Consider the following 19,298-nt stretch of genomic DNA (forward strand, 5'->3'; position numbering starts at 1 on the left):
GTTAAAGAGATTTGTCGGCTTGGCGAGATTGCCACTGTCCGGTGGCAAAGGGTTCTAGGTGACGCTGGGCGAACCGCTGCATTGCCGGGTTATCTGCTGCCACCGCCCAAGTGCAGTTGGGAATGGGTTGGGCAATTTGCTGCTGGATGGAGGCTGCCAGGAGGGAAATTCCCCGCCCCAAATGCCGAAACTGAGGCTGCACGAACAGGTTGGAGTAGCGAATGGTATCTGGGGCAATGCGATGGGTAATACTCCACCCCACAACCTCGCCGTTGTAGCGCAATCCCAAGCTATTACTCGGTTCCAGGCGCGGATCGCTTCCGTTGGGGTTGAGGGATTGGGGATATCCCCCCCGTTTCTCGATCCCCTGCCGTTCGTCTGCGGTGAGTTCGTGCCAGGGGAAGATTTCAAAGGCTTCGGGGAGGGGATATTTCGCCAACCAGGGGGCGTTGGCAATTTTCTCGGTGGTGGTTTTGTACAATCGGTAGGTGGTTTGGGGGGGCTGCCACTGTCGCTGTGCCAGCAGGGGTTCCCAAGCAAGCTGGGTCAATTGGCTGGCTTGGTACTGCACGGAAATTTGGGTACAATTTCGATCGCCCAGGGCCGTTTCGAGGTATTTCACCAAATTGGTGCCGATTCCCCGTCTGCGTTCTTCGGGCCGGACGAAGATAGAAATCAGTTCGGCGGTATTGGGTGTATCTTGTTGGGGCGGCAAAATTTCGGCGATCGCCATGCCAACAATGCGCTCGTGAATGGAGGCGGAAATGCCGATGAGTTCCCCCCGTTGCGTAAAAGTCTGCCACCGTTTTTTCAGGCTGGGAAAGCTGAGGGCATCGTAGTCTTGGGTGTGGGCGGCATCGAGGTTGCAAACCAACTGGTAGCGAATGCGCGTCGGAGTGGAAGTCGCTGCCATCGCGGCTGTTGCACTCGCCCCAACAGTGGGCCGCACGGACACTAACCCGCCAGAACCGGGAAAAGATACCAACCGCTCGATTTCGTCAGTTTGAAACCCCACCACGCGCGCCTGCCGCACCCCCGGCAACGCGGCAACGTCGAAGATTTCTTTCACCGTTTCGAGGAACTCGAACCCCGCCACGATTTTTCCCGTATCGAGATCCACCACCGCCAACCCACAGCGCGGTAGAATATTGCGAGCGGCTAACCGTTCGTCGATCGCCAGTCCTTGAAACGTCCGATCGCGAGGTTTGGATAGGCCGACGATCGCGTAATTCTCGTGGAATGCCAGCCCCCGCACGAATCCCGGACAAAAGGCGATCGGCTGAAACTGTCCCCGTTCGAGATCGACATACCCGAATTCTCCCGTACCGGAGTTGAGCAGCCACAGCTTACCTCGGTAAAATCGGGGAGAATGGGGCATCGACAATCCCGCGCAAACGACTTGGTTGGTTTGGATATCGAGAATGCAACCGCCATTTTGTCGCTGCGATCGCCACCCGGCTGGGGTATCGGACTGACTGACGGCACTGACGTACCGGGGTTGCCCGTCTACCATCGCCAAACCGTTGAGGTGGCAGCGATCTTCGGGAACGAGTTTGGAGATAAAAGGCGGCTGCCAGATGGGTTTGAAGCTGTGGTGGCGATCGAGGGTTGCCAAACAGCTAAACTGAGTATTGACAAAAACTATTTTTTGTGATACGTCTATAGCTACGTCGTGAACGTTCACATCACCGGTGATGTAGCTCTGGCGAGGTACGTAGAGCGTATCGCCACCTTCGTAGGTTTCCCCCGCCTCCAAGAGGTTATCGAGCTGCCACAACTGGTAGCGGGTACTCAGATACAGGCGATCGGGGGTGGCATGGAGTCCCATGGCTCGATCGAACAAGCGCTCGAACGCCCAAATCCCCCCATCGGGTTTCGCACCGATAAAAAACAGCCGATTGGTTTGATAGGTGGTAAACGCCAAACTGAGCTGGCGATCGAGTAACCAACGGGCAAACCCCTCGGAGCTGGAAATTTGTAGAGACGGCGATCGATCCGAAAGTAGGGTTCCGGTGGAAGGGAGCATATTTATCGAGTAGATGGGGAGGTCGAGAACGTTCGATGGCGATAGGTATATCGATCGCCTACTTTCCATTACAACCCCAGTAGATTTTCGATCGCCTCAGTGAAAGTACGGTGGGAAATCGATCGGGCTATTTAGGACTTCCCGACAATACTGACAGTGGCGATCCCTTGTCCGGGACAATTGCTTGTCGTACGGAAAAGCTGGAGAGTGACCGAAGAGGGATATTCGAGAGTCTTGAGATTTCCTAGAAGCTTCAAAACCCTTGCTCTATGGAAAGAACAAGGGTTTTAGGTCAATTAATTATGAATTATGCCAGGACCCGGACTTGAACCGGGGACACGCGGATTTTCAGAAGTCTGGTCTTTGTTTCTGAAACCTTGTGTGCAAAGGTTTCTAAAGTCTAAATACGCGGTCTAGACTGAAATTTAGCCTCTTTTTCCTTGCCAGCTAGACTAAATTTGACCAACTCGATCGCCTTTTTTGCATTACTGCCAGAAGGTCGAGAATTGCACAAAATAGTTATGCTCGCCAAACTTTTGCCCTTGCTAGTCAACCTTGACTTGATACTGCATATTGCCTGGGTTCTTACCCCTTATGTCTCTGAGCGAAAAATTCAATACTTTGCTTCTAGCTTAGGACACTTTATCCAGCGAAACCAGCGCGGATACTGGGAATGCGCTCTTCCTTTTTAAAAAAAATACCCTTGGTCGAAGGCAAGGGCACGTGGTCGCTGTAAGTTTTGGATCTTTTTCAGTATCGCTTTACGACGACGGCTCGTCCACAATCCCCAAATCGTCAATCGTCCACTCAAAACACGCCTCAGCTAAAATTTCGTCTAAGCGGCTTAGTTGTGCTGTGGACAAAGGTTTTCCCAACTGCTCTAGCGTCTCAATAATCGTGGCAAGAAGACTGCGGATATTCCATTGCAGAACATCTTCTTCCCCCGACCCGGTCAACGCCGTAAATAAGTCAGTGGCAATGCCTGGGGAATTTAACTTCATGTGGCTCCAAATTCTATACCCTTCAGGCTTAAACTCATCCTCAGTCATTCGCCGGTGGACCACCGCCCGACTAGGTGCCCCCACCCATTCTTTGCCGTGCCACTCCATATTTTCTCCCGGTCGTTGTGGCACCTCAATATCGCCCCGAAAAATGAGATCGCCTTCATAGTAATTTCCCTGCCTGTCAATGTACGGCATTAACTTCCCTCGTCAATAATTTCGAACTCCGGTCACCGTCACCAACCCCTGAGCTGACGACCTCACCACCACACATTTTCTGTCCCAAGCAATCACCCCACCCGATACCGCCCCTACTGGCAACGATGCGGCATAAATTGCTCGCTTAGTCCCCAAGTTGGTCGAGATGACCGTGTTGGTATTGGCGTTAACGACTTGGCTTTGGTAAACCCGATTTCCCACCCGATAAGGTCTAACCGCCAACAACTTTGTGCCATCGGTGTCTGCTTCCCCCACAAAAATGCGCGAGCTGGGAGTAAAAGCCTGTATTGACTCTTCCCACTTGTACGTCTGCCCTTCGGGAATCAGGTACACGTAATCTGTGGTTGAAGATGCGTAGAAGTCAAGAGAAAGAGTAATGTAAGGATCGTTTAATTGAGCATTTGCAGCCAGCAACTGATACGAGCTGTAAGCCCCTGGGGTAGCCACAAAATACTCTTTGGTCTCTTGGTCTCCAAAAACTTGATTGCTTCTAGAGTCGATGGTCGCCCAAGTACTACCATCCCAACCTTGAATGTGCCAGCCATTAAGAGAAAAGCGACTACCCCAGTTTGAAGCCGCCGAAGAAGATGTAATGGCGTACTTGACGACAGTTTTAGGACTGCTCAACGTTTTCCTCAACCGCACTACAGGACTACCATTGCTTGCCCAAAACGTGTAAGGATTGCCATCAAAAGCAAACCAAGGTTTCGTGTTGTCATCGAAATATTCCCCCGACTGCAATGACGAGTCATAAGCTTCTGCCGTGCCGTCGTCCGACCCCATCAGCGACACCAACTCAAAGCTATTTTCAACGGTGCCGTTAACAGGCAAATAGTCTACCTCCAGCGGCTCAGAATCGGTGTATCCCAAATTTCCCAAAGTGTCTACCCAAAAATAGACAGTGGTGTTGGTGGGCAAGTTGGGAAACTCTAATGGGTCTTCTTCTACCTCCACCGTCGTATCAATAGCCACTCCCTGCTCGTTTGCTCCCTGAGCGATCGACACAGTAAACGGGCGAACACCTACGGTCAGCGCCCCGCTTTCATAAAGAAAATTTTCCGCAGCCGCTGACAAGACAATTTGGCGACTGCCACCACCGCTGCCAGCAAAAACGCTACCGCCCGAGCCACTGCCCGTTCCCGACGTGACTGCTGTTACGATCCACTTGTCGTCGGTGGCAACCACTCGTAGAATGCCGCGATTGTCAAAAGCCAGCAACCCTTCAACGGTGTGAGTTTGAGGATTAATGGTCGCGATGCCGTCAGACACCTTAAGAAACTGAATTTCCCCATTCACGTTGTCCGGAGCCGGCATACGGATTTCGGGGTCTTCAGAAAAAACCAGGTATTTTTTGCCGCGCTCGGCGTAAAGTATCGCGCCGTTGAATGGTTCCCACCCCTGTAGCAACTGCGGATCGGGAACTTCTAATTTGATGTTTTGTAGTTCAGATAAATTTTGAACAGGCATAGTTAACCAAATAAGTTGCGAAGATTGCCAGGGGCGTCGTCAGGCCAAAGCGCGTATCGTTTCTTCTCTTCCCTGTATCGTTGGCCATCCGTATTTTGTCGATCGCTCGTCGAGTCAGGAATAACTTTGCCAACGTGAATAAATGCGCCGTAAACCGTAAGAACTTTCTTGGGAGTTTGCCGTGAGGCAATATTTTCGTTGACGTGAACCCTAAACACTTTTGCTTCGCTAAGTTCAGCAAGCTTACGAGCATTGGCTAACGCCACATCTTTGGTGTCACCGTGAACCGTAAACTGGCGACGGTTAGAAAAGTTAACTGTGGCCGCAAAATCTCCAACCTTCATTCCGGCAGCTCCCCCCACAGCCCTTTTGACATCTTGCCAAGTCAAACCAGGCTTTGGATCGGGAATAATATGCTCTGACTTCTTAGGTCTTTTCCCCTTTCTCGTCCATGGGGGAGATGGTGAAGAATACAAAATAATTCGCAACGTTCGCTTTTGGGGAGGCGCTGGCATTGACGTCAATCGAACGTCTTCAGAAAACCCAATATCCCGATTGTGAATCATCTGATGGGTGTTTAGGGTTCCCATGATTTGCCCCATCAAAGAATTTTCTCGCCCGTAAAATAAAACCTTCTCGTCGGGATTGTTTTTGTCAGGCAGAACCTCTACCGCCCGTAACCCGTTTGAAGAGCTAGGCATTTGCTCGGCAGCGATAAAATCGTCAATCGATCGAGCAATAATTAGCGTTCCCTCAACAAACGTATCCCAGGACTCGTCTAAGGCATTTTCTACAAACGCTTGAGTAATTGGGTTTTTAATTTTTTCTACTTTGTCACTTACCGACTTATTGAAAGATAAGACTGGTGCTCCTTCAGCTCCCCACTCATTTTTAATCTTTTTAGCAAAATTATAGTCAATTCCTGGAATTGACGCGATTGTCCCTAAAGGAAGTTGTTTAATAAAGCGACGAAGATTAATATATGCAGAAAGCGATATTTGCCTTGATTTTAAAGCCACTGTTTGAAACAAGGCTGAACTTAATTCCGATATCAACTCTGGAACAGCTTCTTCTGAAACGGCAACACTAATTGCCCCAGCCAGTGCTGCACCACCAATTACCGGAATAACCAATCCAACTCCTACCCCTACCGCCACTGTTGCCAAATATCCAACACCTCGCCCCACTAAGCTTCCCCAAATTCCCGCCATTTGAACGTTATAAGCCCAAATAGCTGTTTCCAGCTCTAAATCGGTTGCGTTCCAGTCAAACGCTTTTAACTCCTCAATGCGCGCCATTACAAACTCAGAAAGTGCTGTTACAGACACTTTGACTTTTGAAACGAGGTTTGTAATAAACCCAACAAACTTTCCCAGCCCGCCAAGTATTTTTGAAAGTAACCCTTGCTGATTTGTATTAGCGATTGACTGAGTTAAATCTATCTTTCTAATAATTTTGTTGCCAGTCACTTTTTGACGAATCGCCCGACTTCTTAGCGCGCTTCTAGAAATTGCTATCGGCATTATTCTGGGTTGTTTTCCGGTTCTGTATTTGTTAAGTCAATATTTTTTGCAGATGGTTGAGGGCTAGAAGATGTTCTACCTACAAACCCTTCGGTGTTTAAGTATGACAAAAATTCTTCCCACTCTTTTGACCCAACTCCATTGCCTAAAGCTGACCCCACAAGGTCAATTATCTTGTTAGGAGTTGAGAAGTCATCGTTCTTAACGTACACCTGTTTAATGATAGACGCAGCAAACATTAATCTCTCTAAATATGCCTGCACCGTGTTTTTGTCTTCGTTTATCCAGGTACTAATGCGAGCTTTTTCCTCCCGAAGAATGTCAGTAAAGTTTTCAATATTGTCAGAATCGATGTTAAAAAAGTTTTGAATTTCAAATTCTTCAAAATTACCTTGATACCCCAAGTATGCAGCGTTACCCCTAGCGTACGACTGCGTCAACAATGTTGCGGCTTTAACTGACTCTAGTTCAAAGGCTAATCGTGTCATGAAATTTAAGGCAACATCTCCATCTATTGCCGCCTTAGTCAGCAATCCATAAACTTCTGCTAGCCCTTCGGCAAGATTAGGAAGTGAAATTTTAGCTTTTTGATTACCTGATTGAGTTGGGTCAGTATCTTCTATCTCAATTTGTATTGGGAACTGACCAAACAAGGCGTCTAGTTGTTCAACGATATATTCCTGAAACTGAGGAATACTTTTGAGAGCACGATTTCCTTGATTTTCTGTTAAATATTTAGGAACTGATGCAGGAAAATCATCAATTCCAACTACTTCTCCCATCTCGTCAATTTCTTTTCGAGCTTTAACCAGATCTCGATATATTTTCTTGAGTAATGCATCGTTATCTCTTTGATTTCTGCAACAATTCATTTCGTTTCCATCTGGGGGTGGAGCTTTTTTCTTAACAGAGCAATCGAGAATGTATTCATGTTCGTCCCAAGCTTTGAACTGAGGAAAAAACTCAGAGTTTTTTCCCCTTGACCTTCCATACTGTTCGGAGCCAATAATGGCAATAAGATATCGATTGCTTATTTTGGGATTCTCTTCTTGAAAATAGTAATCGTACTGTCTAACTGCTTGCTCGTTATCAATCGGGTCTGGCGGACGAATTACAGTGTAGAAATAGACTGCTCTGTAAGCGTAAGTGAAGGACTCAATTTTGCTTCCAAGAAAAATCACAGAATCTTTTGTTACGCCCGTAGAAGTTACCGGAATCTCTACAGGAGTCCCTGGGCGAGCATTAGAGCCACCCGTGTAAGTAATTGAGTGGCGAGTTGAGTAAAGCGTCAAAAGTCCGTTACACAACGTTGAACCCGCATTTACTCTCCTTGGTGGTGGCATTCGATCTTGTGGCGGCGGGGGCGGCGGGGGCGGCGGGGGCGATGGTTGCGGAAATTCGTCTTCTTCCTTACATTCGTCAAATCGATAACATACACGCGGACCTTTGCCCTGCGCCGTTTCATACAGGGAAATGTCTAGTGCAATACCCACACAAATTTCGCAGTCAGAGACTGTAACTTCTACCTCAGCATCAGCCCTAAACAACCCTAGCTGGACTACTTCTTCCCACAAAAACTCCCCAAAACTCGGCTCTTCAAATTCCGGTCCATGAAATTCAATAACTCCGGTTCCAATTTCTTCGTAAATATCTGTTATCGACTCAAAATCGTCAATATCAATGTCAAAGTCAGGGCGTGGAGTTCGCCGAATGCCTCGTTTCATTAATAATTATCAACGGGATTAATGTAATGGGCAGAGTGCAAAATGAGCGGGAACTTGGTTTCAACCTCATCGTGGTGCCGCACTTGGCGACGGTCTTCGGTTTGGCTGTACAAAAATCGATTGACGCGAAAGTTTTTCCGCCGGATGGGCAAAGAGTTTGCTACCCAAAGTTTTAACTGGAACATTCAACCCCCACGATATTACTGTTGCCTTCAGATACGGCATAAATTGGACCGGTATAGTAATGACTGCGATCGATGGTGTAACTCGATCCGGCAGGAGTGAGCAATATTCCTCGACCAATGCTCGCTTCTTTGCCCATAGAAAGCCAAACTCGGTAAGGCGAATCGTTGATAATTGACAGAGTCGATCGCCTGACGTTTGCCCCTCGAATTAGCTCACCGGTGCCGTCAACACTAACCAAGTAGTCTTCGCACTGATTGGAAAACTGGTCTAAGCTCTCGGCGTAATAATACGCCTGTTCTAAAACTGCGCCGTAAAATATAATTTCGTCGTCCCCTTGGGGATAGCCGTACCCAGCGTTCACCACTTGGGCAGCCAGTATCGTTTCTGGTCCCAAAAGGAAATCGGCGTTTTCTGTAAAGTACGACAACAAACTCACCGTGTAATACGGGAGCCGAGTTTGCAGAGAAATCGAAAACAGGTTGTGGTAATCGCCCCCATTAGCCATCATGATGTCAACTTGATATCGGGGGTTTTTCCACTCCATGTCTCGAAGTGCTTGCGCTCGAGTAATTCGGCTTTCCTCTATCGGAATTGCTGGGATGGGAGTCTCTTCTAGTGAGCTAATGTCAACCTTTAACCGCAGGGATTGAAGAAATCCTGAGTAGTGGGAGGACAGCGTAAAAACTCCGTACTTTGAGAGTTTTGGTTGCCACAAAATTTTTGGGCTGGTTTCCCCGGCCCGAAACCGAGTGAGGATTTGGGTGTTTTCCTCGTATACGAACTGATTGGCAAGATTTCCCACTTACACTCGCCCCAATTCCAGCAAGTACTCTCGTTCTGCAAACAACTGTTTGATCACAGCCTCTTCGTTCATGCCGGTTTCGCGGCTCAGCCGTGCGACCAACGCTCCGCGAGGCGTGTAAACTACTGGCTCGCCTGGTGCATGACGCTGGCTGCCTCGATAGTGTTTTCGCGTCAGCGCTCGTTTACTGCGTGTTGAAAGCTTTGGGTAAAGTTTTAGCTCCATCTCAAATTGTTACAGCCCTTAAGGTTTGTGTTTTTGCACTCTTCGATTATCTATTGACTGCTATACGCTTGTACAGCTATGAATAAATTAAGCGCGCCCACTTCGTAAACTCACTTCATTCTTGCTATGTCTTTCACCTTCTCCGATCTGGCCGCAAAATTGCCCGCAGGCACCCTGACAGAGACTGCCGACGACGTGACGATCTCCTTAAAGGCTCTCACGAGCGCGATTAGCGTTCAGTTGTCTGATGTAACAATTCCTGATGCCATTCACGACTTATTAGCTGGCTGCGCCTTCGCAGAAGACGATTACAATGCCGCCAACCCCACGGCGACGATTAACACTTTCAACAACCCCACGTTTAGTGCTCCGACTCTCCGCGCCGACGGTTCGTATCGGTCGAATACCACTTTTACCGTAGTGACTTCCACCCCTCTAAATTTTGGCGCGACCGTCGCTAACTCCTAAGACTTTGACATTTTTGACAGGTAATTCGATCGTTTTTAGGAGGTTAAATTAATGCCGGTTTATGCGGACAAACGAAAAGTTTCAGTATCCGTAGGGAGCCAGTACGGTGGTCGCTACGGGTTTCAGACCAACATTGCTGCGGGAGATGGTCAAGCCCTCGGGCATCAAGAGGTGACAGGCAATACAAATACTCCGGTATTTTTTGGATGTAGTCGCCCCAAACCGGCTCGCGTTCGTAAAGTTTCAGAAACTGACAGTGTTTCTTCGTTTTTAGATGCAAGCGTTAACTTTGCAAGTTTGACAAACTGGGTTTTGGTTCAAGCTGCCAAGTTAGGTCCATCACCTCGGGACACAGCAAAATCTACGTTGCACTATGTTGAAATTCAAGGTGCAAAGTACGCTTGGTACGCACCAAAATACAATACGGTCAAAGTTCCTGGGGATTTAAAAAATGTTGTTGGCGGGAGTGATTATTGCTTCTTAGGAGCCAACTACATTGAAGGGATTAACGATGTTGAGGGCGGACGTCTAAATAAGCCCCCACGTGCCTGCACCGAGACGGCTGGCCAAGACGGTGTCGATCTTGTGTCCACATTCATCTCGTGGCCGATTCCTAGCACTTTACCCGCTGGCTGGGTTGCTAAGCAGTAACGGTGAATAGGTTGATTATGCTGCCGACCGACCCAGGATTTTACGAGATTTATCAGTCGGCAGTGCCACCGGACTGGTCAAATCACAAGCACAAAAACTGGGGAGAGACAGCTATTGTCTACCGCAACAGCGGACAACTTGAACTGGTCAATTTCCGAGAGCTTGATGATTACCTCTACGGTGGCGAATGTGATGAGGTTTTTGCGAGCCAAGAAAACTTGTGAGGTGTTAAATGCCTTCTGAATTTCCAACAACGGGCACGTTAAAGCGCCCGCGAATTCCTGCCGCAGCACTTGAGTTGTTACAGCGAGCTTATGACGCTCGAAGCGCTGCACCTGAAGGTGTAAATATTACCCTCAATTACGGGCAAAACGTCGCGACGGGTAATATTCAAATTCCGTGTCGCATCGGCTTCTTTGGAGGAGGTCGTTTTCAAATCATTCCCAAGTTTATTTACGCTGGGGAAACCCAAGATCGCCCTCTTCAGGATTGGGTACTCGATTTTGTCGATTTTGATGGCAACGCTTACCCTGTCAGCTATTCTGGGGCGTTAATTGCCATGACCACTATTTTGAACGAGGCTGAGCGTCGCGGCGGCTCGGCTGCTAATACCGGGGTAACAGCGGCAAGTTTTAACGATGAAACCCAGGTATTTTCCGCTCAGTTTAATTTGCCCATCGACATGGCTGTTAAATCAAATGGTGAGGTTTTTGCCAAGCCACTTGATTACGTTGGTAACGTGAAGTTTTCAGAGATGCTTGAGCTTCCGTTGCCTAGCAGTCTTGAAGAAGAACCCGAACCCGCCGCAGCTCCAGGCTAAATAATGTTTGACCCCATTTTAGAGTTATCTAATCGAATTCACTGGGATGGGGTGATGCGAGAGACATTTTCGATCGCGCCTGAGCCAAAAAAAAATCGCATCCCACCATTTGGCCGCTTGGTCAGTAGCAATATCTTGCTGGTGGGATGTCGATCGTCTTTGGCAAAGCCTACTTGGAATTTTGGGCTGGAGGTTGCGGTGTCGCTGCTGGCTTCCCCCGATACATTTTCTGAATTTACGACGGGGATGGCATTGTTCGATCGAAAAGTTCCGCTTAACCGACCGACTCTAATTTATTTTCCAAATTTTGAGCCAAAGCCATACCTGGCAACGTTTTCGATTCCCTACTGGCACAAGGAAATGTACATCGAGGTGTGGCAATATTCGGGACCTCAGTCTTCGGACATCAAACAAATACTGGGTCAAATTTGGACGGAGGTACAGCAATAGCAGCTTTGGGTTTTAACTTGCTTAAAGCTATTTGCAGTGTTTTGCTATGGCTGACAATCTTCGTCTGTGGCGCTTGGTGTTCGATCGACAGCTTGAATCTGCACCTGAGGGACATCTGTTGCCGCACACGTTTCACAGCAGAGTTGTCATGACTGATGTTTTCCCCAAAGAGAACACTCTTTATTCTGCGGGATACATCGTTCAGCGCTTAAATTGGCCAGTTCCCGATGATGCGCCCGATGCTGCACTTCGTGCCGTAACAACTCGCCTTCAGGTTCATATCTGGCCAAACTGGGGGCTTCCTTACAAAATTAAGTTCAGAAACTGGCAGTGGGTGAAGAGCCTTCGGTTAAGGGTTTGGGAATATAGCGACGATGAGTCGCTTTGCCAAAGCGATGACAAGCGGAAATTTGAGTGATTGTTACCTATGGTTACAATAGACCCCCAGCTAATCAATACTCTTCTTCAAATTGCTGCTGTTGTTCTGACAGCGTTTTTGGCGATTTCGCGCTACACCGGCAATTTAAAGCTGCAAATTCGAGATTTGAGGCACGAAAATGTATTGCTCCGAAAAGATACAGGTTCGGTTTTTAGACAACAGAAATATGCAATTAAATTGTTGGAGGGTCGCATTGAAGATATGGAAGCACGATTGGCGATTGAAATGCGTTTTCAGCCTCGCGAACAAGTTAGGTACGAAACTCATGCCCCTTGGCTAGAAGATTCTTCGCCTGACGAAAAGTGAAACCTGCAGGCTAAGGGTAACGCCACGCCCGCACTGCCATCAACTCTTTGTTGAGCTGTCGTCGAGTCATTGCTTTGGGGTTGAGGGTGCAAAGGTACCCTTCACCCATTGCCGCTACCAAATCCGATCGCAATTCAGCGATCGACATCCCCTCGAGTCGATGCTTTTCCATTTCTTGTCCAGGACTCAGAATGTCCCGACCCCGCCCCTTCGATTCCGACTCCTTTGGGAGCGGACCAGCGGCTAATCGCTTAAATTCCTCGAATGGCTCGCCATTTTTAGGGTTGCCGCGCACCAGTAACTCATGTTGCGACTCTGTTCGACCGAGGGTTGCGATAAACCCCCAAGCGCTGGCAGTCGCGCACCAGTTTTTAGCCTTTTCGTAATCGGCATCGGCAAATCGCATTCGTCCCCGATCGCCCTGCCAATTTGCCCAAAGCGCAACGGAAGTGGGAACGTCAATGATGGAAGGCTCGCCACCGATGGTGAGCTGTTGGGATTCGCGATCGGCTTCCACCCGGCTTTTTCGTTCGGCAATTTCTTGGGGGAGACTCAGAAATTCATCAACCCATTTAATCGCCGACATTCCCCACTCCTTGATTAGAGCCTGCCATTCCTGCTCTGTCGAACACTTCACGAGTTTGTCTCTGAGCTGTTCGGCTTTCTGGTGGCGAATCACATCTCGATCGGCTCCGGGCTGCCAGCAAGTTTTGGGTATCCAGGGAAAGCTGTTCCAGTCAATCTTCGATAATTTCAGTTGAGCGCCATCGTTCTGAATTGGAGATTGAGTGACTGCTTTTGACTCGTTTTTCAGGCTCTTAAGCCGATCGCGATCGCATTTTTCCAGGTTTTTCCACACCCAACTCCTCTGTTCTGGAGACAAACCGGTGGTGATGATGCCCATCGCTTCTTCGGTTAAGGCTCCTTCTCTGGAGAATTGCCTCAGCATTTCTAAAATTCCCTCAACATCTCTCTGAGTTTTTAAAAACTGAGGTGAAAAATTGACATTTTGAGGGTTGGTGGAGGGTTGGTGGAGGGTTGGTGGAGGGTTGGTGGAGGGTTGTAAGCCTTGCTGTGACTGAATGGTGGAGGGTTCGGAGGGTTTAGTGTGTGACAGTTGCAAGCTATTGGTGTTTTGATTTTGCTGGTGATAGGTTTTCTTTATGATTAAACCTTCCGAACCCTCCACCATCCTTACAGGGAGCGGGTTTAAACCCTCCACCAAACCCTCCCCCAACCCTCCACCGGAGCCTAAACCCTCCCCCAGCCTTTCTCCGGTATGATTTGGCAGCAATCCCGCTTCCAGCAAGGCTTTTGGCGATGGAATCGTGTAAAAATTGGCGTTTTTCCCTTCAATTTTTTGCACGCCAAAGCGCTTCCAATTGCTCAAAGTTAGACCGAATTTGCACGACGATCGCGCATCTTTACCCGAATTTTTCGCCCAACTGGCATATTTTTCGTACAAATCGGAGGCTTGAATGTTCAAACAACCCTCCGGAAAAACCTCGCGCAAAAACTGAAACTCGGGGGTGTTAAACTCAAATCGCTCGAGTCGGGCTTCGGCGACACTGGGGACGCTGCTTGCCCAGGAGATACGCCGACGCATTTCACCACTCCCAATCGACCAAACCCACGCGCTGATAAATGGCAACTCAGATTGAAGCCGGCTGACTAAATGGGGGTCGCTCTTTTCGGGAATATGGTCGAACTTTACCACGTGCAGTCGCCGATTGAGTCCTTCTGCCCCGCTGGGAACGCTTTGGTAAGCATTCATCGCCCGAACCAAGACGGCTCCAAGACGGGTCGTGGGGTCCGCCTGGTTATAGAGGCGTCGAGTGACGACCGGTTCGTTGGAGGCGATCGTATTTAGGAGGTCTACTCGGCTCCAGTGACCGAAAGCGTCAGAGGCAATCAGTACCAATTTGTCGATGAGGGCGGCGCGGCTCTCGGGGGATTTGAGCATCTCCTGATTCACTTCGGCGTAGTTTGCCTCGCCCGCAAGCGATCGCAAAACTTCGAGAAATGTGCCCTTGCCGGTGCCCGGTGGTCCGATCAAGTCGAGGATGATTTGGATGGGGAAGTTGCGATCTCGTTTCTTGGGGGCGAGCAACCATCGCAAGTAGGCTTGCAGCAATTTCACCAGTTCCCCATCGCCGCCGGCGGATTCGTTCAAAAATTGCATCCAGTGAGGGCAATCGCGATCGGGGTCGACCTCCTCCGGGTCTAGCCAGTCGTAATGGTGTGCCTGGGTCAGGTAATCCTCCCGGTCCCAACCTGGCTCGAAGCGCTGAAGTGCAAAATCGTAAGTGCCATTGGCAAATGCCCGTTTCCGGTTGCCGTTCCAACGGTCGGCTCGGGTGGTTAGTCGGGTTTTGAGAAGTCGCTCGATGAGGTGCAATTGGTTGGTTCCCGTTTCCATCCAGCCCTGAGCCAAACAGAATTCATCCAGTCGAACTTGGAAATCGTCGGGGTGCAGGTATTGCCAAATCTGTCCCGTCCATTCGTACCACCCCACACCGGTGCGGTAGCGAAGGTGGCTCTTGAGTACCGCCCAAACCATCACCGCTTTCACCGTGGCGATCGGCTCTTCAATGAAAAATCGGAGGTTGCCATTTTTGTCGGTTTTCAACAGTTGGTGGCGACCGCGCTGTATCCCCTGCCAGGTTTTTCTCAGTTCGGCGTAGGCATCGCGCCCGTGGCGGTAAATGAAATCGTCTAACCCGTTTTTGCTGCCATCGGGTTCGGCGGGAAGGATGACCGGAAAAGGTAAAGCCCCTCGTTGCTTCAGGTCAACAGCGAGGGACTGTAAGGCGAACTGCACGGGCCGCTTTTCGACAATGTCGGAATCAAAAACGATACCAACCGGACGAAAGCGCCACTGTAGCTCTTCTAATTCTGGCAAAAATCGGCTGGGGGTCTCCTCCGGTTCCTCCATATCCCAATGGCTGCCGGTCGCTTCTACACCTCGGCTCGTGTGGTCGCGGTGGCAGGTGACGCCAGCCAAGCCGATGGTGGGGAATCCGTGAGCGTTGGCGCAGTCGCTCTTTTTCTCCCCTTCGGTGATGTCGATGCCAATGTTGGCCTTCTGGCAAATTTTGGGCCATTCGCTCTGGGCGCGGCTGAAGTAGGGGCGATTTCCGGATTTGCGAGGGCTGAGGTACTTGGGGAGTTCGTCGTCTTTGGCGTACTGGCGGCGAGTGGCATCATCGACGGCGTCCCAGTCGGGCTTGATGCGGCAAAAGTGCCGGTTTTTGTACCGACCGCTCGCCCATCGGTAGGGCTTGCCGTCTGGGTCGCAGTAGTGAAATAGCAACCCCGGTAGTGGGTGGCCGGTGTAGAGTTTCGCCTCATCCGCGTCTACCGATTGATGTCCCAGATTCAAAATGCTATCCTGGTGGAGGCCAGAGGATAACAGATCGGTCAAATGGGTTTCATTCAATCTATATTTCTCTGAATTGCTTGATTGTAGAGCAACCATGAGCTTTGACACTTAATAAATACTGTTGGACAGGGAGGGTTCGGACCCTCTTTTTTCTTGAGCAAGTGCGATCGTGTAGTTGTGGTTTTGCTGGCAGATCGCCATTGCCAAAACGAGGCGCAGATTCATCGTGGCGGTTAAGTGAGCGAGAGACCCAGAGGAGTCTACAAAGTGCGATCGCCCGTTGTTGCTAAAAATCAGGTCTAGCATTTGGTGCAGGAGAGGAAGGGGTAAGGCTGCTTCCACCAAAAATTCGGGTTCGGGTCCGGTCCAATCTTCTGCTCGAAAATCAACGCCAAGGTTTCGCCCCAGCAGTTCGATCGCCCGATCGAGAGGCAAGCTAAAGTGAATATCGACTCCGTCTCCATCGAAATTTTGAACCTTGAGGGTGCGGCTGATGATTTCTGGGGAGACGGGGGCAATCGATCTCAGTTTTTGAGGAAACTCAGAATCGGCGCAGTAAAGCTTTAGGAGTATTTCGGGGTATGGGTTCACTAATTTGACTCCGGCTTAAAAAGTGAGAGTGGTTTTTCTGGCAATCGCATTTTTCGGGTAGCGTTCCCGGTTCATTGGCACGATTGAAAACCTCAAAAAAACTCAAAACTAATTGGGCGTCCGAGCTTCCCAGTAGCAAACAGACGCTTCACCCGCAAGGCTGACGTGCTCTTCGTTGAGAAACCAAACAACTGTTCGATCCCCGGAGCTTGAACGATTTCGTTCCGCGAAAGAAATTCGAGAGTCGTTAAAACAAATGCAGTCCGATTGAAAAACGATCGCGGGGGCGTCCCTTCCTTCAAGACGAAAAAACTTAATTTTCAGCACGGCGGGAAACCTCCGGTAGTTGAACGGTAGGGGCGGTGATGCGCTTGGTGCCGTTTTGATGGCCAGTGTAAAATCCCCAAAACCCATCGGCTTCCACTCCCTCCACCGTCAAGCGCTCGTTGCTGGAGAAGTGGATTGCGACTGTACCGTCGAGAAACCGTTGAATGTAGTTGATACTGGCGAGGTTGATACAGTAATCGCCAATCAGTAAGTGTTTGATGTTCATGATTCCCTCCCTGGCTGAATCTTCCGAAGCACGCACGGTTCGCACAAAATGACTTCGCAGCTGCCGTAGTAGTAGTGCTTAGCATCGAGGTAGCTGGCGAAAGACCCCAACCACCAATCGATTTTGTCTTGTTCGTCCGCCCCCACGCGGTAAAAAAATGGGAGCTTGCTTGCTGGTCCCTGGCTTTCAAACGTCAAAGGGTTCCTCACTCCCTCGTCTCGAACCCGGTACCCACGCCCGGTGCGCTCGCTGAAAAAATCTCCAATGCCTCCAGCCAGTTTTCGATCGGGAAGTACCGCTTGCCACTTGCCGTTGTCGTCAAAAACGCTGTAGAGGTGATAGAAATCGAATTCCAGGTTCACTTTTCCTCCGTTGGTTCGTCGAGCTTGTCAAGTTCGATCGCAACGAGGCAAGAGTTGGTGGCGAGTCGCAAATCCCAAAGGGTTTTTAATGCCCTCATGTCATCGAGAGACAGGGCGGGGTGGTAAAAGGTCGAATATTCCTGAGTGGTGATGTCGTCAAATTTGGTGTCGGGAATGTTCGACCAAGCGGCGCGCTCGCCAAAGAAATTGCAGATAACACTGTCTAGAGTCTGGGCGGTGGTCTCCAGCGACTCCTTTAAGCAGATGAAAGACTGAATCAGATTCTGGGGGTTGAGATGCGAAGAATTTGACACGTTCAGATCGGGCATGGTTTATAATTTCTTAACAACGAACCTGGTAGAAATACGGTCTTGAAGGGTTTCAACCATCACCGTGAAATTACCCGGGTTTGGTTGTTGAATTAACATTTCTCAACCCTTGCGACGTGGTAATCGGAGAGGGTTGGGTCAGATTTTGGGGGTGCAGTCGGCAAACTGCGCCCGTTTTTTTGTGCGCACCAAGTTTTTACGGATTCCGTCAGGGGGTGCCTGAATCGAAGAGGTAGGGCATTCTGCCTAGACAAAATGCCTGGGATAATTGGGGTTCAAAGCGGAGTGCGAGTCCGCTTTGAGGTGTTTTTTCAGGACAGACATTTTGTGCGTAATTTTTGTGCGTGCAAAATGCCTGCATTTATGCTATGGTAAATAACGACAATAGTCAAACAGATCAGGAGAAAGAACAGGAGGCAGTGCTAAAAAAAATTCGAACGGGTCTTGGGCTTAGCCAAACAAAAATGGCTGCATCAATAGATGCAGATCCTGCCACAGTGCGTCGTTGCGAGCTAGGTTTTAGCGAAATCAGGCTAACTATTGCTCAGTTCAAAAAACTATTTGTATTGCAAGGAAAAACTGTAATTAATGTTGACGAGCTACCTGATTACTTGGGCATTCCACCCGAAAACAGTAATTAGCTTGCAGCGGGCGGTTAAAGCTAAAACGGAGGTGAGTACAGTTACCCAAAATTGAAAAAGGGACACAACATCGCGTTGCGTCCCCCGGATTAAAGCTATGACCATTATTGCATCGTTATCAAGAGAAGAAGAAGCTTTCTGGCAGGCATTTCAACAAGGATTTGCCGAAACCGCTGGAACTTACGTCGGAGACGTCGCTGGTTACGTACTTGGAACTCTTCTTGCCTTTTTGATTTATCTGCTCGCTGTGTATTTCGCCTGGGGATTCATTTGGGACCGAATCTTGACCAAGGCAGGCTTTGAAGGGAAGCCATTCTGGATAATTTTTGCGCTGATGGTTGTGCCGGCACTGATGCTGCCCATTGTTATTTGGCTCCCCAATGACATTTTGGAAACCTTTGTCGGAATTCAGGTTTTTTGTCAGTGGTCGGGAATGATGAGTATTGCACTTCTCCCCTGGCCCGTCAGAAAAGCTGCCAAACGGGCAAAACCCAAAGCTGCCATTGCCGCTAAACGAGCGTAAAACCCCCAAATAGCAAGGAATCCGCAGCCCAATAGTACCACCTAACGCTACGGATTCCTTCAACCATAACCCCACTTGGGGACGGATTCGTGCATCCATTTTACCCCAATAAATGGAAACCCCGCCATAAGGCGAGGAACCGGATGAAAGAGCAGTGCCCAAGGGCGGCAAGGACTCAGCGTCTTAAATCATTCTATAACGATGCAGCAAACACTCAGAGAAAAACGTGAACGAACTGACAAAAATTAAAAACGAACTGCTTTGGTCTGCGCTCACCCAGATCCGAGCGGCAGAAACTGTGATCGACTGTGTAACTGAAACTTGCGAAGGATTTGAGAATCTTCGGTCAATACAATTCAAGCTCTGCTCAGACGAGAATTTGACCTTGTCCAAGCAGCTTCACAAGTTAATAAAACGACTTGATGATGAGCGAGTTCGGATAGTTCGCGAGGGCTGAGCAATTGCCAACCTACTTCAACCTACTTTCCCCTACCTTTCCCTACTTCAACCTACTTTCCCCTACCTTTCCCTACTTCAACCTACTTCCCCCTACCTTTCTCTACCTTTCCCTACTTCAACCTACTTCCCCCTACCTTTCCCTACTTCCCCC

The 19,298-nt window shown here is 49.2% G+C and carries 20 protein-coding genes; 9 read left to right on the forward strand and 11 right to left on the reverse strand.

Annotated elements, in window-relative coordinates:
• Position 1: 1 nt before the first annotated feature.
• The 6 genes from AC2215_RS09000 to AC2215_RS09025 form a co-directional block, all read right to left on the reverse strand.
• A complete protein-coding gene (locus tag AC2215_RS09000; protein WP_486809643.1) occupies positions 2-2,026 on the reverse strand; it encodes a TIGR03032 family protein in 2,025 nt (674 codons plus the stop codon).
• Positions 2,027-2,787: 761 nt separating this feature from the next.
• Entirely contained in the window at positions 2,788-3,225 is a 438-nt protein-coding gene (locus AC2215_RS09005; RefSeq protein WP_486809644.1) for a hypothetical protein, read from the reverse strand.
• 12 nt (positions 3,226-3,237) lie between these two features.
• Positions 3,238-4,713: a hypothetical protein gene (locus AC2215_RS09010; protein WP_486809645.1), complete on the reverse strand. Its 1,476-nt coding sequence runs from the start codon at positions 4,711-4,713 to the stop codon at positions 3,238-3,240.
• 2 nt (positions 4,714-4,715) lie between these two features.
• On the reverse strand, positions 4,716-6,236 hold the full coding sequence (locus AC2215_RS09015; RefSeq protein WP_486809646.1) for a hypothetical protein: 1,521 nt from the start codon (positions 6,234-6,236) through the stop codon (positions 4,716-4,718).
• Entirely contained in the window at positions 6,236-7,960 is a 1,725-nt protein-coding gene (locus tag AC2215_RS09020) for a hypothetical protein (protein WP_486809647.1), read from the reverse strand. Before AC2215_RS09020 ends, AC2215_RS09015 begins: the two co-directional genes overlap by 1 nt.
• A 172-nt stretch (positions 7,961-8,132) precedes the next feature.
• On the reverse strand, positions 8,133-8,654 hold the full coding sequence (locus AC2215_RS09025; protein ID WP_486809648.1) for a hypothetical protein: 522 nt from the start codon (positions 8,652-8,654) through the stop codon (positions 8,133-8,135).
• 645 nt (positions 8,655-9,299) lie between these two features.
• Here AC2215_RS09025 and AC2215_RS09030 point away from each other — a divergent pair.
• From AC2215_RS09030 to AC2215_RS09060, 7 genes are read left to right on the forward strand one after another with little or no spacing between them, the layout of a single operon-like run.
• On the forward strand, positions 9,300-9,641 hold the full coding sequence (locus AC2215_RS09030; RefSeq protein ID WP_486809649.1) for a hypothetical protein: 342 nt from the start codon (positions 9,300-9,302) through the stop codon (positions 9,639-9,641).
• A 51-nt stretch (positions 9,642-9,692) separates the two neighbouring features.
• Entirely contained in the window at positions 9,693-10,292 is a 600-nt protein-coding gene (locus AC2215_RS09035; RefSeq protein ID WP_486809650.1) for a hypothetical protein, read from the forward strand.
• Positions 10,293-10,309: 17 nt separating this feature from the next.
• Positions 10,310-10,516: a hypothetical protein gene (locus AC2215_RS09040; RefSeq protein ID WP_486809651.1), complete on the forward strand. Its 207-nt coding sequence runs from the start codon at positions 10,310-10,312 to the stop codon at positions 10,514-10,516.
• 8 nt (positions 10,517-10,524) lie between these two features.
• Positions 10,525-11,112, forward strand: coding sequence for a hypothetical protein (locus AC2215_RS09045; protein ID WP_486809652.1), 588 nt, complete (start codon positions 10,525-10,527; stop codon positions 11,110-11,112).
• A 3-nt stretch (positions 11,113-11,115) separates the two neighbouring features.
• Positions 11,116-11,562 carry a hypothetical protein gene (locus tag AC2215_RS09050; protein ID WP_486809653.1) on the forward strand — a complete coding sequence of 149 codons (447 nt, stop codon included), beginning with the start codon at positions 11,116-11,118 and terminating at the stop codon, positions 11,560-11,562.
• A gap of 46 nt (positions 11,563-11,608) precedes the next feature.
• The gene (locus AC2215_RS09055) at positions 11,609-11,980 is read left to right on the forward strand and encodes a hypothetical protein (protein WP_486809654.1); all 372 of its coding nucleotides are present in this window, start codon (positions 11,609-11,611) and stop codon (positions 11,978-11,980) included.
• Positions 11,981-11,989: 9 nt separating this feature from the next.
• The gene (locus tag AC2215_RS09060; protein ID WP_486809655.1) at positions 11,990-12,307 is read left to right on the forward strand and encodes a hypothetical protein; all 318 of its coding nucleotides are present in this window, start codon (positions 11,990-11,992) and stop codon (positions 12,305-12,307) included.
• A gap of 10 nt (positions 12,308-12,317) precedes the next feature.
• Here AC2215_RS09060 and AC2215_RS09065 read toward each other — a convergent pair whose 3' ends face one another.
• The 5 genes from AC2215_RS09065 to AC2215_RS09085 all read right to left on the reverse strand — a co-directional run bounded on the left by AC2215_RS09065 (position 12,318) and on the right by AC2215_RS09085 (position 17,524).
• Positions 12,318-15,731: a DUF3854 domain-containing protein gene (locus AC2215_RS09065; protein ID WP_486809656.1), complete on the reverse strand. Its 3,414-nt coding sequence runs from the start codon at positions 15,729-15,731 to the stop codon at positions 12,318-12,320.
• Positions 15,732-15,797: 66 nt separating this feature from the next.
• A complete protein-coding gene (locus AC2215_RS09070; RefSeq protein ID WP_486809657.1) occupies positions 15,798-16,280 on the reverse strand; it encodes a hypothetical protein in 483 nt (160 codons plus the stop codon).
• Positions 16,281-16,593: 313 nt separating this feature from the next.
• Entirely contained in the window at positions 16,594-16,833 is a 240-nt protein-coding gene (locus AC2215_RS09075; protein ID WP_486809658.1) for a hypothetical protein, read from the reverse strand.
• On the reverse strand, positions 16,830-17,195 hold the full coding sequence (locus AC2215_RS09080) for a hypothetical protein (RefSeq protein ID WP_486809659.1): 366 nt from the start codon (positions 17,193-17,195) through the stop codon (positions 16,830-16,832). Before AC2215_RS09080 ends, AC2215_RS09075 begins: the two co-directional genes overlap by 4 nt.
• Entirely contained in the window at positions 17,192-17,524 is a 333-nt protein-coding gene (locus AC2215_RS09085; RefSeq protein ID WP_486809660.1) for a hypothetical protein, read from the reverse strand. The genes AC2215_RS09080 and AC2215_RS09085 overlap by 4 nt, the downstream gene beginning before the upstream one ends.
• 368 nt (positions 17,525-17,892) lie before the next feature.
• On the opposite strand from AC2215_RS09085, the gene AC2215_RS09090 reads away from it, so the two are divergent.
• Together AC2215_RS09090 and AC2215_RS09095 are read left to right on the forward strand one after the other, a co-directional pair.
• The gene (locus AC2215_RS09090) at positions 17,893-18,165 is read left to right on the forward strand and encodes a helix-turn-helix domain-containing protein (RefSeq protein WP_486809661.1); all 273 of its coding nucleotides are present in this window, start codon (positions 17,893-17,895) and stop codon (positions 18,163-18,165) included.
• A 97-nt stretch (positions 18,166-18,262) separates the two neighbouring features.
• Positions 18,263-18,688 (forward strand): hypothetical protein, encoded by a 426-nt coding sequence (locus AC2215_RS09095; RefSeq protein ID WP_486809662.1) that lies wholly within the window; start codon positions 18,263-18,265, stop codon positions 18,686-18,688.
• The last annotated feature ends 610 nt before the right edge of the window (positions 18,689-19,298 follow it).

The organism is Zarconia sp., from assembly GCF_057467645.1.

What these genes read in the sequence shown, in the direction of transcription:
- AC2215_RS09000 (WP_486809643.1), bottom strand. Translation starts at nt 2,026, where the DNA reads ATGCTCCCTTCCACCGGAACCCTACTTTCGGATCGATCGCCGTCTCTA.
- AC2215_RS09005 (WP_486809644.1), bottom strand. Translation starts at nt 3,225, where the DNA reads ATGCCGTACATTGACAGGCAGGGAAATTACTATGAAGGCGATCTCATT.
- AC2215_RS09010 (WP_486809645.1), bottom strand. Translation starts at nt 4,713, where the DNA reads ATGCCTGTTCAAAATTTATCTGAACTACAAAACATCAAATTAGAAGTT.
- AC2215_RS09015 (WP_486809646.1), bottom strand. Translation starts at nt 6,236, where the DNA reads ATGCCGATAGCAATTTCTAGAAGCGCGCTAAGAAGTCGGGCGATTCGT.
- AC2215_RS09020 (WP_486809647.1), bottom strand. Translation starts at nt 7,960, where the DNA reads ATGAAACGAGGCATTCGGCGAACTCCACGCCCTGACTTTGACATTGAT.
- AC2215_RS09025 (WP_486809648.1), bottom strand. Translation starts at nt 8,654, where the DNA reads ATGATGGCTAATGGGGGCGATTACCACAACCTGTTTTCGATTTCTCTG.
- AC2215_RS09030 (WP_486809649.1), top strand. Translation starts at nt 9,300, where the DNA reads ATGTCTTTCACCTTCTCCGATCTGGCCGCAAAATTGCCCGCAGGCACC.
- AC2215_RS09035 (WP_486809650.1), top strand. Translation starts at nt 9,693, where the DNA reads ATGCCGGTTTATGCGGACAAACGAAAAGTTTCAGTATCCGTAGGGAGC.
- AC2215_RS09040 (WP_486809651.1), top strand. Translation starts at nt 10,310, where the DNA reads ATGCTGCCGACCGACCCAGGATTTTACGAGATTTATCAGTCGGCAGTG.
- AC2215_RS09045 (WP_486809652.1), top strand. Translation starts at nt 10,525, where the DNA reads ATGCCTTCTGAATTTCCAACAACGGGCACGTTAAAGCGCCCGCGAATT.
- AC2215_RS09050 (WP_486809653.1), top strand. Translation starts at nt 11,116, where the DNA reads ATGTTTGACCCCATTTTAGAGTTATCTAATCGAATTCACTGGGATGGG.
- AC2215_RS09055 (WP_486809654.1), top strand. Translation starts at nt 11,609, where the DNA reads ATGGCTGACAATCTTCGTCTGTGGCGCTTGGTGTTCGATCGACAGCTT.
- AC2215_RS09060 (WP_486809655.1), top strand. Translation starts at nt 11,990, where the DNA reads ATGGTTACAATAGACCCCCAGCTAATCAATACTCTTCTTCAAATTGCT.
- AC2215_RS09075 (WP_486809658.1), bottom strand. Translation starts at nt 16,833, where the DNA reads ATGAACATCAAACACTTACTGATTGGCGATTACTGTATCAACCTCGCC.
- AC2215_RS09085 (WP_486809660.1), bottom strand. Translation starts at nt 17,524, where the DNA reads ATGCCCGATCTGAACGTGTCAAATTCTTCGCATCTCAACCCCCAGAAT.
- AC2215_RS09090 (WP_486809661.1), top strand. Translation starts at nt 17,893, where the DNA reads ATGGTAAATAACGACAATAGTCAAACAGATCAGGAGAAAGAACAGGAG.
- AC2215_RS09095 (WP_486809662.1), top strand. Translation starts at nt 18,263, where the DNA reads ATGACCATTATTGCATCGTTATCAAGAGAAGAAGAAGCTTTCTGGCAG.